The 18750-nt window shown below is 38.0% G+C and carries 17 protein-coding genes; 16 read left to right on the top strand and 1 reads right to left on the bottom strand.

The features are described from left to right. Positions 1-486: 486 nt before the first annotated feature. The 15 genes from ADICYQ_RS20895 (at position 487) to ADICYQ_RS20830 (ending at position 17613) form a co-directional block, all read left to right on the top strand. A complete protein-coding gene (locus ADICYQ_RS20895) occupies positions 487-1185 on the top strand; it encodes a hypothetical protein (protein WP_040417338.1) in 699 nt (232 codons plus the stop codon). Positions 1186-1379: 194 nt separating this feature from the next. After that, positions 1380-2396 (top strand): family 43 glycosylhydrolase, encoded by a 1017-nt coding sequence (locus ADICYQ_RS20890; RefSeq protein WP_020890042.1) that lies wholly within the window; start codon positions 1380-1382, stop codon positions 2394-2396. A gap of 210 nt (positions 2397-2606) precedes the next feature. Then, positions 2607-4055: an MBOAT family O-acyltransferase gene (locus ADICYQ_RS20885; protein ID WP_020890041.1), complete on the top strand. Its 1449-nt coding sequence runs from the start codon at positions 2607-2609 to the stop codon at positions 4053-4055. Between the two features lie 8 nt (positions 4056-4063). Next, on the top strand, positions 4064-4981 hold the full coding sequence (locus ADICYQ_RS20880) for a hypothetical protein (RefSeq protein ID WP_020890040.1): 918 nt from the start codon (positions 4064-4066) through the stop codon (positions 4979-4981). 900 nt (positions 4982-5881) lie between these two features. Next, positions 5882-6919: a methyltransferase gene (locus ADICYQ_RS20875; protein WP_020890039.1), complete on the top strand. Its 1038-nt coding sequence runs from the start codon at positions 5882-5884 to the stop codon at positions 6917-6919. Between the two features lie 295 nt (positions 6920-7214). Beyond that, positions 7215-7616: an ACT domain-containing protein gene (locus ADICYQ_RS20870; protein WP_020890038.1), complete on the top strand. Its 402-nt coding sequence runs from the start codon at positions 7215-7217 to the stop codon at positions 7614-7616. 378 nt (positions 7617-7994) lie between these two features. Continuing rightward, on the top strand, positions 7995-8546 hold the full coding sequence (locus ADICYQ_RS20865) for a thioredoxin family protein (protein ID WP_040417335.1): 552 nt from the start codon (positions 7995-7997) through the stop codon (positions 8544-8546). Between the two features lie 346 nt (positions 8547-8892). After that, positions 8893-9393, top strand: coding sequence for a lipocalin family protein (locus tag ADICYQ_RS20860; RefSeq protein WP_040417332.1), 501 nt, complete (start codon positions 8893-8895; stop codon positions 9391-9393). 27 nt (positions 9394-9420) lie between these two features. Then, on the top strand, positions 9421-10110 hold the full coding sequence (locus ADICYQ_RS20855; RefSeq protein ID WP_081652408.1) for a YiaD family glycine zipper/OmpA-like lipoprotein: 690 nt from the start codon (positions 9421-9423) through the stop codon (positions 10108-10110). A gap of 488 nt (positions 10111-10598) precedes the next feature. Beyond that, the gene (locus ADICYQ_RS20850) at positions 10599-12707 is read left to right on the top strand and encodes a bifunctional rhamnulose-1-phosphate aldolase/short-chain dehydrogenase (protein WP_020890033.1); all 2109 of its coding nucleotides are present in this window, start codon (positions 10599-10601) and stop codon (positions 12705-12707) included. 9 nt (positions 12708-12716) lie between these two features. After that, positions 12717-14000 (top strand): sugar isomerase, encoded by a 1284-nt coding sequence (locus ADICYQ_RS20845; RefSeq protein ID WP_020890032.1) that lies wholly within the window; start codon positions 12717-12719, stop codon positions 13998-14000. 36 nt (positions 14001-14036) lie between these two features. Next, complete coding sequence (locus tag ADICYQ_RS29065; RefSeq protein WP_020890031.1) at positions 14037-14705, top strand: FGGY family carbohydrate kinase; 669 nt, start codon at positions 14037-14039, stop codon at positions 14703-14705. A 47-nt stretch (positions 14706-14752) separates the two neighbouring features. Beyond that, on the top strand, positions 14753-15367 hold the full coding sequence (locus tag ADICYQ_RS30425; protein WP_020890030.1) for an acetate and sugar kinases/Hsc70/actin family protein: 615 nt from the start codon (positions 14753-14755) through the stop codon (positions 15365-15367). Between the two features lie 18 nt (positions 15368-15385). Beyond that, positions 15386-16306, top strand: a complete 921-nt coding sequence (locus ADICYQ_RS20835) for an alpha/beta hydrolase (RefSeq protein WP_020890029.1) — start codon at positions 15386-15388, stop codon at positions 16304-16306. Beyond that, entirely contained in the window at positions 16306-17613 is a 1308-nt protein-coding gene (locus ADICYQ_RS20830; protein ID WP_020890028.1) for a glycoside hydrolase family 140 protein, read from the top strand. The genes ADICYQ_RS20835 and ADICYQ_RS20830 overlap by 1 nt, the downstream gene beginning before the upstream one ends. An 80-nt stretch (positions 17614-17693) precedes the next feature. On the opposite strand, the gene ADICYQ_RS20825 is transcribed toward ADICYQ_RS20830, so the two are convergent. Further along, positions 17694-18122 carry a secondary thiamine-phosphate synthase enzyme YjbQ gene (locus tag ADICYQ_RS20825; RefSeq protein ID WP_020890027.1) on the bottom strand — a complete coding sequence of 143 codons (429 nt, stop codon included), beginning with the start codon at positions 18120-18122 and terminating at the stop codon, positions 17694-17696. A gap of 104 nt (positions 18123-18226) precedes the next feature. Here ADICYQ_RS20825 and ADICYQ_RS20820 point away from each other — a divergent pair, with 104 nt between their 5' ends. Next, the gene (locus tag ADICYQ_RS20820; protein WP_040417327.1) at positions 18227-18694 is read left to right on the top strand and encodes a GlcG/HbpS family heme-binding protein; all 468 of its coding nucleotides are present in this window, start codon (positions 18227-18229) and stop codon (positions 18692-18694) included. The last annotated feature ends 56 nt before the right edge of the window (positions 18695-18750 follow it).

Here is an 18750-nt window from a genome sequence, read left to right as displayed (position 1 = left end):
AATCAGATAGTTACCTTACCTCGGTCATTAATTACATTCACCAAAATCCCGTAAAACACAGATTTTCAAAAGATTTACGAGATTGGAGTTACAGTTCTTACTGGTCTCATCTTTCAGAAAAAACTACATTGCTCGCAAGAAGGAAGTAATAAGTTGTTTGGGGAGCAAAAGAATATGCTAATTTCCATACCACCAACACTGCGGGCCTACTCGAAGAATGGGAATACTGAACAAGATGCAGCAACCGACTGCTTTTTGTAGCGAGTTTATGACTTGACACCAAAAGAGATCGGAATATTCAACAACTCACCTTCGACAGGCTCAGGATACAAGCTCTTCAATGAATTATTGAAAGTGTTTTGAGAATTAGTCTTACTTGAGCCAAATGAAATGAAGAAGGAGCTAATTTGAAAAATAAATTCCCGAAATTTGGAAGGTGATACTACTTTTTTCAAAGAATCAAGATTTAGTCTTTTACTACCTATTATGATCAATTTATCTACCGCTGAGCAGCAAATTCAATACGTCACTAATTTTCAAGACTTTCTTTCCACGCCTTTTCATGGAAATAGCAATGCGATTTGTTGGACACGTAAGCTTATAGGTGATTTTTATGAGATTGTTAATCAGGTAGCGCTAAATGAAAACATGGCCGAACTGCATCCTGATGAGCTTCTTGAACTTCAGTTGAGTGAACAAGGGCAGCTTGCGCGTGAAATTCTTTTACATGATTTGAAGGTCTTGAAAGCACATGGTGCCTCTCCTACACTTAATGTGATTCAGTCCTATGAAAGGGATGATAGCTACCCGTTTTTTCCCACAGATGTTTATTCTTTTCATGTAGATCGCGCGCCTATACCTGTCGACACTTTTTTATGCACTTACTATGGGGAGTCAAGTGAAATATTGCCCAATTCACAAGCCGAACAAAAAGTGCTTGTTCCTGAAATACGGGATGAACTTAAAAAATTACACGATGGCGCAGAGGATTATTTTGAATCCTTTTTGAGTGAACAGTTCTTTGACCTCCACTATCTGGCTAAAACCAATGCACAACCAATAAGCTTAGGCCTGGGGCATTTATGCAGACTGGCCACAGATAACCCTAATAGTAAAGTCCCCCCTTGTATTCATCGTGCCCCACAAGAAAAAAGTGGACAGAAAAGGTTGCTGTTAATCTGTTAAATAAAGCCTGTAGGGACCAAAGGGTTTCAAAACATTTTGATGGACTGTTTAATAATGTGAAAATCAAAATTTTTAATTTTGGCTTCACGACTCATTCAAAAATAGCTGAAACGGTTGAAGTAATTGAAATAATATCTAAGGTGAAGTTTCATGAAGGTGATAAAGAATCGAGCCCTAGCACTAAATAAAATCCAATGAAAAATAGCATCCATATATTAATAATTGTATTCCTTTTAATTGGTTGTGCTTCAAAAAATAACATAAAAATTGATGAGGTATCGTTCAGTTATTCTATTCTTGAAGGTTTAGAACCCGAAAATGGGATATGCCGAAGAGACCCATCCGATGTTATTTTGGTTGATGGTAGCTATTACTTGTGGTATACAAAAACAGACAAGCAGTATAGTGGTTATGATGCCTCCATCTGGTATGCAGTTTCAAAAGATGGCGAAATATGGGAAGAAAAAGGAGAAGCAATTGGCAGAGGGGAAATAGATAATTGGGATGAGTACAGTGTGTTTACGCCAAATATTCTTAAGGCATCTGACAAATATTATCTTTTTTATACCGGCGTGAAACCTACTCCCGGAAATCCGGATAGGAAATTTGAAAATAATTCAGAAATAGACATTACAGCAATTGGACTTACCGTAGCTGATTCACCTGATGGTCCATTTGTTCGTCTTTCTCCAAAACCTATACTAGAGATTAGTTCTATGTCTGATGATTTTGACAGCTATAGGATTGATGATGCATGTATTGTTTACAGAGACAATCAATACTTGATGTATTATAAAGGCAGGAGTAGAAAACATGGTGAAAAGGGACCAGGAAGCACCAAAATGGGGGTTGCAATAGCTGAAAGACCTGAGGGCCCTTATTCTAAGTACAAGAACAATCCGATTATAACAAGTGGACATGAAGTTATGGTTTGGCCTTATAAAAAAGGGGTTATGGCTTTAATTTCTGAAAATGGGCCTGAAGGGAAAACACTCCAATTTGCACTGGATGGATTGACCTTTAACAAAGTTGCTTCATTTGGGAATGACTATCCAAAGGCACCTGGTTCTTATAGGCAAGGTGATTTCAAAGATGCCTTAAAGCATGCAAAAGGAATTAATTGGGGTATCTCAATGAATTATGAAAATAAAGATAAATGGCCTCATTTGTTAAAATACAAAATCAAGGTTACCGAATCAAAAGATAAATAACCAGTGATAGCCGAGTAAACGGCCGTGAGATTCAGCCTTTTCGCCACTTCACCTCAAAATTGAGCATTGTTCATGCTTCTCCTCATCTAAACTTAAAGTTTTTAACAGTTAATTTCTATATGAATGCTGGTTTTTCCCAGAAAAGAATTTATTTGGTATCTTCGACGCCAAATGTCCATGACGGGCCCACACAAAGTATAAAAAGGAAGAATGCTTTTTAATTCAATTGATTTTGCAATATTCTTGCCAATAGTTTTTATACTCTATTGGTTTGTAACAGATAAAAACTTAAAACTTCAAAATTTTTTAATAGTTGTAGCGAGCTATTTTTTTTATGGTTGGTGGGACTGGAAATTTTTATCAATGATCTTGTTCAGCACAATTATAGATTATTCAGTTGGATTAAAATTGGGGAATGAAAAAGATCAAACGAAACGAAAAGTACTTTTATGGATAAGTATTTTGGTAAATTTAGGCTTTCTAGGTTTCTTTAAATACTATAATTTCTTCTTAGAAAATTTTAGTGCTGCATTTTCATTTTTTGGGACAGAAATACAAACAAATTCTTTGAACATAATTTTACCTGTTGGAATTAGTTTTTATACCTTTCAAACTTTGAGCTATACAATAGATGTTTACAAACGGAAACTTGAACCAACCAAAGACTTTTTAGCCTTTTCTGCATTTGTTAGTTTTTTCCCTCAATTAGTTGCCGGCCCAATTGAGAGAGCTACCCATTTACTTCCCCAATTTCATAGAAAAAGGACTTTTGATTATTCAAAAGCAGTGGATGGAATACGTCAAATTCTTTGGGGCTTATTTAAAAAAATAGTCATTGCAGACAACTGTGCAAAATTTGCAAACCTCATTTTTAATAATTCTGGCGACTTAAATGGTAGCACGCTTGTTTTAGGCGCATTATTTTTCACTTTTCAGATATACGGTGACTTTTCAGGGTATTCAGACATTGCTATAGGTACATCCCGCCTTTTTGGCTTTGATCTAATGCGAAATTTTAACTTCCCTTACTTCTCTAGAGATATTGCGGAATTTTGGAGACGTTGGCATATCTCACTTTCAACTTGGTTTCGAGATTACCTTTATATCCCATTAGGTGGTAGCCGTGGTGGCACATGGATGAAAGTGAGAAACACTTTCATTATTTTCATTGTCAGCGGTTTTTGGCACGGTGCTAACTGGACTTTTATTGTTTGGGGTGCTTTAAATGCCATTTATTTCTTACCCCTTATATTAACAAACAACAACCGTAACAATTTAGAAATAGTTGCTAAAGGCAAATTACTTCCAAGCCATAGAGACCTTTTATCCATGTTGTTCACATTTGGCTTAACTGTTTTTGCATGGATATTCTTTAGAGCAGAAAATTTGGGTCACGCTTTCAACTATATTTCCGAAATCATGTCTATTTCCCTCTTCGAAATCCCGATGATTACAGAAAGAAGAAGTGCCCTAGTCACCATTATTCTAACAAGTGTATTCGTTATAATCGAATGGTTGGGGAGAGACCAACAATTTGCAATTGCAAAACTTGGATTTACATGGGAAAAATATCTTCGATGGTCTTTTTACTGTTTGCTTGCAGTAGTTATATTCCTTTTTAGTGGAAACCAACAAGATTTTATTTACTTCCAATTTTAGAAGATCGAATGAAAAGATTTATTTTACAACTATCCATTATTAGCATTTTTGCACTCGTTGCAATAATGCTATCGCTGTCTGGAGCAAATGGGTGGACTGACCCATTTTACATCCGTTTCACCACCCCAAAACAGCAAAGTTTAATAATAGGGACTTCACGTGCAGCCCAAGGCTTGCAACCCCAAATTTTCCAACAATTGCTTAACAGGGATATAAATAATTTTGCATTTACTATTGCTCATAGTCCTTTTGGTAAAGTTTATTACGAAAGTATAAAGCGGAAACACAACAAAAAAGATGGGGGTTTATTTATTGTTACTGTGGACCCATGGAGTATTTCAAGTTGGTGTGAATCACCAAATGATTTAGGACAATTCAGGGAGAATCAGCTATGTTTAAACAAAACGCATGTTGTAGATTCTAATCCAAATTTTTTCTACTTATTTGACAATCTACCTGGGAAATATTCAAATATTTTTATAAATATTAAATCCAATATGTATTTACATAAGGATGGCTGGTTAGAAGTATACAATATCAAAATGGATAGTGCAACAGTGAAAAGAAGGGTTTCACAAAAAGTAAAGACCTATAGAAATGGCTATTTACCAAAAACAAAATTTTCTTCAGTTCGCCTTGAATATTTAAAAAAGACCATTACCTATTTAAAAGAATATGGAAGTGTATACGTTGTTAGGTTACCTATCCATAAAAATATAATGGAAATTGAAAAGGAGTTAATGCCAGATTTTGATTTAACTATAAGTGAGGCGATAGATTTATCTGACGGTTATTTGGACATGACCCCTCAAAATGATTTATATAATTACACAGATGGTAATCACTTGTATAGCCAATCGGGTGAAAAAGTTTCGATGATCATAGCTAATTGGATATTAGAAATCGATAAACATCAAACAAAATAATCAATTAGTTAGGGCTTATCGAAATATCACTACACCTTTTTACACATTTCAGACAGAACAGGTTTTGTAGTAATCAGGCATTTTAGGTCATTTTTTTTCAGACACAACCCCATCGCTCTGGATTGTACCTTATGTTTTAAGGTAATAAGGAAGCATGAAATGTTATCTTTTTCTTCTCAAACCTTATTAAAGTAATATTACTAATAGAAAAGGCTTTGAGTCAACCCCACCTCTTCCTTCTCATTCCCTCACGTCAAATATCTCTGTGAATGGACAGTGTTATTTGCTAGATATTGTTAATTATCCGAATGCTGCCATTTCTGAGAGATCGAAATCAGTTTTTTACTGTTGAAATCCCTCTGTAAATTTATAAAACTATTCCGAACTCGTTCCTTTACATAATTCCTAATGATGGATTTAATACTATTGGAATATATAAAAAAACCATAATTACTACACATATTTTATTTATTGAAACAACCTAATTTGAATATCCCCCCCTTCGACAGGCTCAGGGTCCACTCCAATAAACATTGAAAGAGTAATGGGAGTGGATCACCTTTATTAAGGCTTGGAAAATAGAAAGATGTTGGAAACCTCTCTACCCTAAGCCCTCTCTCCAAACCTGCCAGGCCACCCTATTCAGTTTTCCACAAGTTGGAACAGGCTTTTCCCAAATAGGACTGCTCCAGTTAGGAGTAGTTGGGAACAAAAGAAAAACAATACAGCCTTTCTCCCTGATTATTAATTCGTTATATTAGATATTAGATAACTATACAAGCATACCAACACCCTACATTATCATAAGAACAACCTTTATTAGTCAATACAATGTCTACTTATAACAATAGGAAACCTGTTGTTAGTAAAAATTAAATTATATACTTAAATAAACCCATCATGGACATAACCAATGAAAATCAAATCGACCCTTCTAAAATTATGCAAATTGGAATGGGTTTTTGGGCATCAAAAACTTTGCTTACAGCTGTAAACATGGGGCTGTTTACACATCTAGCCTTTGGTGCCTTATCAGGTGAAGAAATTCGAAATAAGTTAGGCCTTAATCCCAGATCTTTATTCGATTTTCTTGATGCTTTAGTCGCATTAGGATTTTTAAATCGGACTGGAATTAAAGATAGTGGATCCTACAGTAATTCCGAGGACTCTGATTTATTTTTAGACAAAAATAAACCAAGCTATATAGGGGGTATATTAGAAATGTCAAACAATAGGCTCTATCCTTTTTGGAATGATTTAGAGGAGGGACTAAAAACAGGAAAGCCCCAAAACGAGACAAAAAATGGTGGTGCGCCCGTATTTGAAGCGATATACGCCAATCAAGATAGGCTTCGAGAATTTATAAATGGCATGGGAGGTGCTCAAGCAGGAAGTTTTATAAAACTTGCCCATGATTTTGATTTTTCTAAATACAATACACTTTGTGATGTGGGTGGCTCAGGCGCTAATTTATCCATACAGATTGCAAATAATAACAGCCATATGAAGTGCATTACTTTTGATCTCCCACCGGTAGGCCCTATTGCACAAGAAAATGTGGACAGTATAGGATTAACTGACAGAATAGAGGTGAAATCAGGAGATTTTTTTACAGATGAATTACCCCAAGCAGATGTCATCACAATGGGCAATATTCTTCATGACTGGGGTTCTATAGATAAATTAATGCTAATAAAAAAAGCCTATAATTCCTTACCTGAGGGAGGAGCATTCATTGTTGTTGAAAATATTATTGATGATGAAAGAAGTAAGAATGCTTTCGGTTTATTGATGTCATTAAACATGGCAATCGAGACAGATAAAGGTTTTGATTTTACAGCGTCAGACTTTAACCAATGGGCAAAAGAAGTAGGGTTTAGCGAAACGAAAGTGATGCCCTTAGCTGGCCCATCAAGTGCTATAGTCGCAATCAAGTGAACCCATTGCCTATCCTGTAGACAACCCCGCCAGATTTATCTGACGGGGGACGTCTCACACACATTTCACCGGAAATCAGGAATTTACACTACATTTCAATCCTCCACTGAAATGAACTTAAGTATCATTCTTTTATGCTTATACCCTCCCTGCATTTCTTTGCCCCGCTCTAAATCAATCTGATCAGGTTTATAAAACTATTTTAGCGTTATAAAAACTACAGACAGAATTTCATAGTTTAGCGCATATAATAATTAATCGCATCCTTTATCTGACTTACTAAAAAAAGAATTAAATGGGAGGAGAAACAAATTTATCTCAATTAATAAAAGGCATGACGCCAAAGCTGAACCAAGGGGAATATGTCTTTTCAACGGTCAAAGACCTTAGTAATGTTGACCGAAGACATACCATCTGTGAATTCAAAGAAAAGGAAGGCACCACCATCGTTATTGAAAAAGCCAAAGCAGATGAGCTAAATTTGAGCTATGAATACATTGCTTCCTGGATCACACTTATGATTCACTCCTCTCTTGATGCGGTAGGTTTGACAGCTATTTTTTCTACGGAATTGGCAAAAAATGACATAAGCTGTAATGTAATTGCCGGATATTATCACGATCATATTTTCGTAGACAAAAAAGACTCCGAGAAAGCAATTAAAGTTTTGGTAGCATTAGCAGAAAGCCATCAATAAAACTAACCTCGAACCTTAAAGGCTCTCCAAATTCCTCTAGGAAGGCAGACCGTATATCATAGTTACCTTCCTATTCTTCTCCAAGTAGACCCTCCATTTTCTACCTCAACAACCCCCAAGATGGGTTCACAAGGCCACAAAAAAATCAATTCCAAGCCAATCCAGTCTTAGGTTAAAACTCACCAAACAATCAATTTTTGAAGGCACAGTTACAGTATCATTATAGCAATTCAGAAATAGCACAGAAGCGACTGATTTTAAATCGATTAGGCTGCTTAATAGTAGCTCTCATTCCTGTCTCAGATTAAACTATCCTTTTTGACCGTTATTGTAATGGTAAAATACTAAACTTACATTTGAAACTATAAAAAATATAGTATGTCTTTAACCTATTCAAATATGATGGAATTGGGATCAAAAGCACCTGATTTCACTTTACCCGACACCATATCTGGCAATACAGTAACCCTGTCCGAAGTAAAATCGGATACCGCAACAGTGGTTATTTTTATTTGTAATCACTGTCCATTTGTGCATCACATAAATTCAAAATTGGTAGAAATCGCAAATATTTACCAAGCTAAAGGCATTCAATTTATTGCTATAAGCAGTAATGATATTGATTACAGTCCTGAAGATGGGCCTAAATACATGTCAAAAATAGCAAAAATGGAAGGCTATACTTTTCCGTATTTATATGATGCCACACAAGAAGTAGCCAAAGCCTACAATGCTGTTTGTACACCAGATTTTTTTGTATTCGATGGTAATTTAGAATGTGCCTACAGAGGTCGTTTTGATGAAACCAGACCAGGTATGGGCCGACCAACGGGAAAAGACTTATCCAATGCATTGGATGCTTTATTGGCTGGAGAAAAAGTGACTATAGACCAAAAACCAAGTATGGGTTGTAGTATTAAATGGAAATAAAAAAGCTTAAAATAATATAAAATGGACATAGAAATAAAAGTATTCTAAGCCTTAAAAGAACGATTATTTTTAATTTAGGAGCAACTCAGGCTAGTCTGAAAACATAAATCTACCCCTGAATTTTTTCACGCATCATTAAGTACAGTAGTGATCGGGTCACTATGGTTGATTTGCGCAATAAAACAACCTTTTTTAATCCCCAATTCTAAGACATTGATAAGTTCCTTTAGTTAGCCAATTAGCTTCATGGTTTGGAGGGATTACCTCATAAAATAGATTGCCTATTGCATATTTCGACTTAAATTTGAAAAATTCTGGGTTTAGTATTGAATAAATAATAGCTATTATGAAAAAACTTATCACGCTTGGTCTAATTTTAATACTTGTAGGCTGTGGAGCAACAAAGGACTTTAACGGTATTGCGGGAAAGAAAGCATTAAAAGGTGAATGGCAAGTTGATCAATTGGAATTTTTTGGTGCAGAAGGTACTTACAAAGCATTCATGTTCGACTTCGCAGACTCTTATTGTTTTAAAAATAGTACATGGATGTTTATTCCTAACAACTATACCGGGAAGTTCACTATAGCATCAAATTCATCAAATTGTGAATCAACAACAGCTCGCATTAGATGGTCCTTCTTTGATTCAGATACGCAACGCTACATTCAGTTCAAATATACTGACGACAAAAATAAGTCTCTTGATCCTATGAATGCTGGCTATCGAATGAAAGTTAAAAGTTTAAGTGAAACTAATATGAAAATTGAATTGGAGGTAGAGTACCAAGGGAAACCTTTTACTGTCGAAATGAGTATGTCCAAGATCTCAGACAACGTAGTACTTTAATCTAACAACAAATACAAAACTAAAGACATGAAAGGTAAAATGAGATCGACTATAGCAATAGCTTTTGCTTTGCTTTTATTTAACTGCAATGCAGTAAAAAACACAAATAGCACACAAAGAGGAGCCGGTATTGGTGTAGCTGCAGGTGCAATTGCTGGTGGGCTAATTCAGGGAAATCTTAAAGGAGCGCTCATTGGGGCTGCAATTGGTGGTGCTAGTGGAGGAATTATTGGAAATGTAATGGACAAGCAAGCCCGGAAAATAGAAGAGGCAATCCCAGGAGCAGAAGTAGAGCGCGTAGGTGAAGGAATCCATGTGATTTTTGGTGAAAATAGTGGTGTAAACTTTGCAACTAACAAATCAGATTTAACCGCTACTTCAAAGGAAAATCTAGACGGTGTTGCCAAAATTCTAACGGAATTCCCTGACACAAATATTTCTATTCAAGGCCACACAGACAATACAGGAAGAGAAGAGTATAATCAACAGCTATCCTTGAAAAGAGCCGATTCAGTCGCACAATATTTAAGCGATAAGGGTGTGTCCTTTTCGCGATTTAATATTGAAGCATTTGGACAAAGCGCTCCAAGATATGACAATAGCACATCTGAAGGGCGGGCACAAAATAGAAGAGTAGAAATGGCTATCAGTGCAAACCAAGAAATGATTCAAGATGCTCAAACAAAAGTAAAAATTAAGCATAAAGGGATCCATTAAGGGCAGTTGGAAAACAGCATTAGACAAATCGGGCAAGCCTATTGTTTAAATAGGCTTGTATGAATCAATAGTGCCTCCAGAATTAACGAATAAAATGAGCCTTTACAAAACCTCTTAAAAGAAGGAAATTAGGGAAGGGGGCAATTGACAGCAATAATGGAGAGACAAAGACGATTTACTTTCAACCGAAAGGCAAAGTTTGGTTTGGATGCAATTACCACAGCTACTTACCGTTATTTTTTCAACGCATTAGAATTCGGGTTAATTAATGATTAACAAAAACAATAATTTCTTATTATTGTCTGATTTTAACACAAGATTATCAGAATCAATTGTTTTTTAGGTAGGAAAACATAGTTTTTAGACTTATTCCCGATTCAATTCCAGATGGATTGTAGTCCAAACAGCATAGAACAGGACAGTTAATTTCATTGAATGAAGTATATTCGCTAAATATTACTTAGAATTAAAATTTATTAAATAACAATATGGCAATTACAAAAGACACTTTTAAGCACGTAGATTATCTATGGGATGATGAAAAAGCGAAAGCTTTAGGAGACGATCAGGTAGCACTATTGCTTTATCGCTCTAACATTTTGGGAGCAGATCTAAGAATCACCAATTATGGCGGTGGAAACACTAGCTGTAAAACCATTGAAAAAGATCCACTTACAAAAGAGGATACTGAAATAATGTGGATCAAGGGTTCAGGTGGAGACATCGGAACATTGAAAAGAAGCGGACTTGCTGGATTGTACATGGACAAGTTACTTGCTCTTAAAAATGTATACAGAGGTTTGGAATTTGAAGATGAAATGGTGGCCTTGTTCAACCATTGCATCTATGACTTGGATTCCAAAGCCCCTTCTATAGATACTCCTTTACATGCTGTTTTGCCTTTCAAGCACATCGATCACCTTCACCCTGATTCCGCTATTGCCATTGCAGCAGCTAAGGATGGAGAAAAGATCACCAACGAATTATTCGGAGGTCAAATTGCCTGGGTTCCGTGGCAAAGACCAGGTTTCGACTTGGCACTACAACTAGACAAAGCACTTAAAGCCAATCCTGGAATTCGAGGCATTATGCTCGGAGGACATGGTCTTTTCACTTGGGGAGATACTGCTTACGAATGCTATATCAATAGCCTTCAGGTGATCGACAAGGCTTCTCAATATTTAGAAGACAACTATGGCAAAAGCCGTCCGGTATTTGGTGGCCAGAAAGTTACTTCTTTACCAGCTGAGGAAAGAAAAGAACAAGCTTCTATCATTGCCCCTCATTTAAGAGGTCTTGCCTCAGGATTTAACCGTATGGTTGGCCATTTTTCCGATGACGAACGTGTGTTGGAATTTATCAATAGCAATGACCTTGAAAAACTTGCTCCTCTTGGAACAAGCTGTCCTGATCACTTCTTAAGAACCAAAATCAGACCTCTAGTATTAGAGATAGCTGCTGACACGGATCTTTCGGACATGACAGAGATAAAAGCCTATCTCGAAAAAGAATTTGAAGAATACAGACAATATTACGCCAAGTATTACAATGACCACAAACGTGACAACAGTCCTGGCATAAGGGATTCTAATCCAGTGGTTATTTTATGGCCTGGTGTAGGTATGTTCTCTTACGCTAAGAACAAACAGACAGCAAGAGTCGCTAGCGAATTTTACACCAATGCCATCAATGTGATGAAAGGTGCGGAAGCCGTTTCTTCTTATGTGTCCTTGCCTTTACAGGAAGCTTTTGACATTGAGTATTGGTTATTGGAAGAAGCGAAGCTTCAAAGAATGCCTAAAGAACAACCACTTTCCAGAAAAGTAGCCTTTGTAACAGGAGGAGCTGGTGGAATTGGTAAAGCAATTGCTGATAAAATGGCGCAAGAAGGTGCCTGTGTATTCATCACAGACATCAACAAAGACAACCTTGACACTGCTCTTGCTACTTATGGCAAAGACACAGGCTCAGGAGCCTTAATGGATGTTACCAAAATGGAAGACATAGAAGTAGCGCTAAAAGCAGCTTGTCTTAAATTTGGTGGCGTTGACATCATTGTAAACTGTGCAGGTCTTGCCATCTCTAAACCTATCGCACAAACCACTGAAAAAGATTGGGACATTCTTCAATCTGTATTGGTAAAAGGACAATTTGCGGTATCTAAGGCAGCTGTGGCAATATTAAGAGCTCAGGCCAAAGGAGGAGACATCGTCAATATCGCCAGTAAAAACGCCTTGGTTTCAGGACCAAATAACGTAGGCTATGGTACTGCTAAAGCAGCTCAGGTACACATGAGTAGATTGCTTGCTGCTGAGCTAGGACCTGACAAGATCCGTGTGAATGTAGTCAATCCTGATGCAGTGATTGAAGGCAGTAAAATATGGGAAGGCGAATGGGCCAAAGGCAGAGCCAAGGCTTACGGTATCACTGTAGAAGAGCTACCATCATTTTACGCAAAGCGTACGATAATGAATGAAATTATATCCGTAGATGACATTGCCAATGGCGTTTTTGCTTTTGTTGGTGGTCATTTGAGCAAGAGTACCGGAAATATTTTAAACGTTGATGGAGGAGTTGCTGCTGCCTTTGTCAGATAATGCATTACCATGAGAATTGATAAAAATCAAATCAATACTATCAATAACAGAGCTCTCCCGGATCACCGGGAGAGTTTTGAGTATCTAAGCAATAAATTAACCACCAAAGGGCTGGATCCTGATCAACTCATTCAAAAGATCCAGGATTTTCAAATCGCCATTCCTAGCTGGGCCCTCGGGACAGGAGGAACACGATTTGGCAGATTCCCCGGAGGAGGTGAACCCAGATCGCTTGAAGAAAAAATTGATGATGTAGGCCTCATTCACGCATTGAATGCTGGATCTGGTGCTATCTCTCTTCATATCCCCTGGGACATACCTGGTGATATTGAAGCGGTCAAAGCCCATGCAGCTTCGCACAATTTACTGTTCGACGCAGTCAATTCAAATACTTTCCAGGATCAACCTGATCAGGAGCTTTCTTATAAATTTGGTTCCTTGTGTCACACAGATGCCAAAGTAAGACAACAAGCTGTTGACCATAACCTGGAAGTGATCAAATATGGAGACCAACTAGGATCCAAAGCTTTAACGGTATGGCTAGCAGATGGATCTTCTTTTCCTGGACAAATGAATTTCCGGAAAGCGCTCCAAAATACTTTGGACTCTCTTAAAGCCATTTATCAGGGACTACCTTCAGACTGGAAAATGTTTGTAGAGTACAAACCCTATGAGCCTAACTTTTACCATACGGTAATTCAGGATTGGGGAACCTCTCATTTATTGGCTTCCCAACTAGGCGACAGGGCCTTTACCTTGGTAGATTTAGGTCACCACCTGCCCAATACGAATATTGAGCAAATAGTAGCGACCTTAATGATGCAAGGCAAACTGGGCGGATTTCACTTCAATGATTCCAAATTTGGAGATGATGACCTGACTGCAGGCGCCATGAAACCTTACCAGTTGTTCCTGATATTTAACGAATTGGTAGAAGGCATGGAAGACAAGAATTCCAAAAACCCTCCTCCTGCCTGGATGATAGATGCCAGTCACAACCTGAAAGACCCAATGGAAGACTTGCTTCAATCAGTAGAAGCCATCCAAATGGCCTATGCGCAAGCATTATGTGTGGACAGGGTAGCCTTGGAAAATGCCAGGGAAGCAAATGATGCTGTACTGGCCCAGGAAATCTTGCAAAATGCCTTTCGAACAGATTTAAGGCCATTAATTGCAGAAGCCAGACTTCAAGCGAATGCTGCCCTATCTCCAGTAGAGGTATACAGAGACCTGGCAGTAAGAAAGCAACTGGTCAAAGAAAGGGGAGCAAAATCACTTGCCACCGGTTTATAAGTTAAATCAATACATTCAATAAAATACAAGACGACAATGCCCATTCCGGTAACTGCCATTTTTGATATAGGAAAAACGAACAAGAAATTTTTTCTATTTGATGAAAATCTAAATGAAATCAAGGAAGAATATGTACAGTTTCCGACGATAAAAGATGACGACGGATTTGAATGTGACGATTTAGAAAAAATCACAGAATGGGCCAAAGAAAATGTAGAGAAATTGTGCCAGGACCCTCAATATGAGATCAAGGCATTGAATTTCTCTACTTATGGTGCCACCTTCGTTTCTATTGGAGAAGATGGCAAACCTGTAACGCCAATTTACAACTACCTCAAGGATTTTCCTGAGGATGTTCACCAGGAATTTTACAGCAAATATCCAGAAGAAAGTATCAATCAGACTACAGCCTCACCTACACTAGGCATGCTCAATTCTGGTTTGCAATTGTATTGGCTCAAAAGAAAAAACCTGAAGTATTCAAAAAAATCAAATACTCCTTACATCTCCCTCAATACATTTCCTATCTCTTTACTGGCGAAGCCGTCACCGAACCTACTTCTATTGGCTGCCATACCAAAATGTGGGATTTTCCTAAAGGAGACTATCATGAGTGGGTATATGAAGAAGGAATTGCTGAGAAATTACCTCGCCAAGTACCTACGAACCATAGTTTTGAGAAAGAAATCTGTGGTCAAAAAGTAAAAATAGGCGTTGGCATTCATGATTCTTCCTCTGCTTTAGCCTCCTATTTGATCAAAATCAAAGACCCTTTTCTACTGATTTCTACGGGCACCTGGAGCATATCACTTAACCCTTTCCCACAAAGAGAGCTGACATTCAAAGAACTACAAAATGATTGCCTGAATTTTCTATCCATCCATGGTAAGACTGTTAAAGCCAGTCGTTTTTTCCTTGGCTATGAATTGGACAATCAATTGAAAAAGATGAACAAGGCTTTCGGTAAAGAGCCAAAATATTACAAAGACATATTGCCCAATGAAGCGTTAGTCAATCAGCTCTTGAGTGGTGAGCTCTCAGGAAAATTTTATCCTGAAGCAATCGCAAGAACGCCATTGGTAGCCGAAATATTCCCAGAGAACAATTGGGACATATCTTCTTTTTCTGATTTTGAGCAAGCCTATCACCACTTGATATTTGGCCTGGCCAAGATGCAGGTGGCCTCATTGATGCTTGCTAAAGGTGCAACACCTATAAAAAAAGTGTATATTGATGGCGGTTTTGTCTACAATAAGGTGTTTATCCGTTTTCTAAATGCCCTATTGGAAGGATATGAACTCGAATTTTCTGATTTCCCATTAGGATCAGCCTATGGGGCAGCCCTGATGTTAAATGCATTTAAATAAATAAACCATACCCTCTCAATGAATCAGCTTTTTCTAGTTTTTAGTTTCGTTTTTATAATGGGATCTTTAAATGCCCAAAATCAACCACTTGTAATGGACATTTACCCGGGAGAAATACCATTTAAAAAAATCACTCAGGTAAAAGAAGTAGCAAAAGTTGATGGGATTATCCGTATTAGTAACGTTCAAACCCCTCAAATAGAAGTCTTTTTACCCTCCAAGAGTGCTGCCAATGGTCAAGCAGTTATCATTTGTCCTGGTGGTGGATATGGTATTTTGGCTTATGATTGGGAAGGTACTGATATTGCCAAATGGCTAAACAGCCATGGCATTGCTGGCATCGTTTTGAAATACAGGTTGCCCTCTGCGGAAACACAAACTAGTCCTCACCTGGTACCAATGTCCGACGGACAACAGGCCATCAGAATGGTAAGACTTAATGCTGAAGAATGGAACATAGATCCAGACAAGATTGGTATTATGGGATTTTCAGCTGGAGGACACCTGGCTTCCACTTTAGGAACTCACTTTGATTCAGGCAATCCAGGATCAGATGACCCCATTTTGCAGCAATCCTGCCGTCCTGATTTCATGATCTTAGGCTATCCAGTAATCTCATTTAACGAGGAATTCACACATATTGGTTCTAGAAATAGCTTGATAGGAAAAACGCCTGAAGCCAAATGGGTTAAATATTTCAGCAATGAAGAACAAATAAGAGCAGATTCACCCCCTACCTTTCTTTTTCATTCTCAGGACGACAAAGGAGTACCTGTTAAACACAGCTTAATGTTTTATGAAGGTTTGGTCGCCAAAAACATTCCTGCAGAAATGCACTTGTACCCTGTAGGTCAACATGGATATTCACTTTCTCTCAACAAAGAAGGCTCTCAAAAAGATTGGCCTAATAGCTGCATTAATTGGATGCAACATTTGTAATGAAGACAAATCTGTCGGCCCTTAAGATTGGAGAAAATGGACGCTACCTGACCTATCAGAATGGTGATCCTTTCTTCTGGTTAGGAGATACAGCCTGGGAGCTTATCCACAGGTTAACTTTAGCTGAAACCCAAATCTATTTTCAAAATCGGGTTGATAAGGGATTTACCATTATTCAGACGGTAATATTGGCAGAATTGGACGGCCTTACGGTACCCAATGCCAATGGTGATCTTCCCTTAAAAGATTTAGACCCCTGCCAGCCAAATGAGGCTTATTTCAGCCACCTGGATCAGGTAATAGCCTTGGCCAAAGAAATGGGCTTGTACCTTGCCCTATTGCCTACATGGGGAGATAAATTCAATAAAAAATGGGGCACTGGCCCTGAAGTTTTTACACCTGAAAACGCCAAAGTTTTTGGTTCTGATTTGGCCAAACGTTATGCAAAGCACCAGCATATCGTCTGGGTTCTTGGAGGAGACAGGGTTCCACAAGACAAAGAAGATGAAGCCATAATTGAACAAATGGCTGTAGGAATTCGTGAATTTGACAAGGATAGCCTCCTCACTTACCATCCCAACGGTGGTGTAATTGCAAGTGATATTTTCGGTAAATCCTCATGGTTACAAGTGGACATGTTCCAGTCCAGACATCAGAAAAATTTTCGGGAATACACTGTTGTCAACAAGGCCAGAAGGAGGCAACCTCTGAGACCGGTTATCAATGGTGAACCAGGATATGAAAACATACCCAATTTATTGAACAAGTGGAATTTCCAACGATTGGATGCTTCGGACATTAGATTGTCGGCATATTGGAGTATGCTGTCTGGTGCTGCCGGATATACTTATGGCTGCAATGAAGTATGGCAAATGCATGCTGCTAATACTACCCCTTTATTTGGTGCCCATCTTTCCTGGCAAGAAGCCCTTGACCTCCCCGGAGCCAGGCAAATGAAAATATTACGACAGGTTTTCGAGAGTTTGCCATGGCAACAAATGCTTACTTCTGGAAAAATATTCTCAGGAATTAATTGGCCACTCACGCAAAAGAAAATGGCTTTGACTACGGCCGACCAAAGCTGTATCCTAGTCTATCAGCCTACGGGCAGTAAAATAAAATTAAACCTAAATAAGGCAATTTTGAAAGATACTTCGGCCTATTGGATCAACCCCCATGACGGTGAAGTCATCGCCATTGAAGGCAGACCCTCTAATACCTTTCAAACTCCAAACAGATTACAGGATTGGCTCCTTTTAATTTTATCTCAAAGTCAGAAAGAACTCTGGCAATACCCAAGATCTTGAATTTTAACCAGTTGGTAACTTTTGGTGGATAAAATTGTGGATAAGGTAATAAAAATCCGTTTTCAGCGTGTTTTTATCTATTATTTCCCTTCTCCCATTACAGTAAGTACCAGGCTCCGCTCTCCCCCATGGTTTCGAAATTCCCCAAGATAAATCCCTTGCCATGTTCCAAAGTTCAATTTCCCTCTAGTAACAGGAATTTGTACTGAAACACCAAAAATACTTGATTTTAGGTGTGCAGGCATGTCATCTGGCCCTTCCATCGTATGGGCAAAATGAGGATAATCCTCAGGAACAAGGTAGTTGGTAAAGGTTTCAAAGTCCACTCTTACAGATGGATCTGCATTCTCATTGATCGTTAAACCAGCAGAAGTATGCTTTATCCACACCTGCAGCCATCCTTTTTCAATTTTTCTCAAATCCTGGAAGTTATCCACAATATGTCTGGTTATGAGGTGAAAACCTCTTCTATAGGCGGGTAAATTGATTTCTTTTTGGTAGGTTTTCATAAATTAAATCAGCTTTAGATCCATCGGCAAATATAAAAAATTTAAGAATTGCAGTTTATTAATTATATTTAAGATTAAACATTTTAGAACCTAATTTCTCAACGATGCAGAAGCTAACATTATCAATTTTAATACTGTTATTCACCGTAGTAAGTTATTCTGCGAGCGCACAACAAACCACCAGAGTGTTGTCATTAAAAGATGCCCAAACGATAGCTGTTGCTGCAGAAGCAAAAGCCAAGGCAAACGATTGGACTGTTGTTATCTCTATAGTTGACGCTGGCGGAGATTTAGTGCTATTAAAAAGAATGGATGGTACCCAGACCGGAAGCATTGATGTCGCATTAGAAAAGAGTGAAACCGCAATAAAATTTAAAAGATCAACCAAGGAATTTGAAGACATGGTAGCAGAAGGAAGATTAAATATCTTGAGTCTGCCAGGAGTATTGGCAATGGAAGGCGGACTTCCAATAATTTCAGGAGACCAGGTCATAGGCGCCATTGGAGTGAGTGGAGCAGCCCCTCCAGAAGATGGTATTATTGCTGGAGCCGGAGTTGCTGCTTTTAAATAAACTTTGTATTTCCAGTCCAAAATATTTTATGATGGACTTTTAATAATTATGATAAA

The organism is Cyclobacterium qasimii M12-11B, from assembly GCF_000427295.1.
GTDB lineage: Bacteria > Bacteroidota > Bacteroidia > Cytophagales > Cyclobacteriaceae > Cyclobacterium > Cyclobacterium qasimii.
Note: the sequence above shows the minus strand (reverse complement) of the source record. Positions and strands in the feature narration are given on the sequence as shown.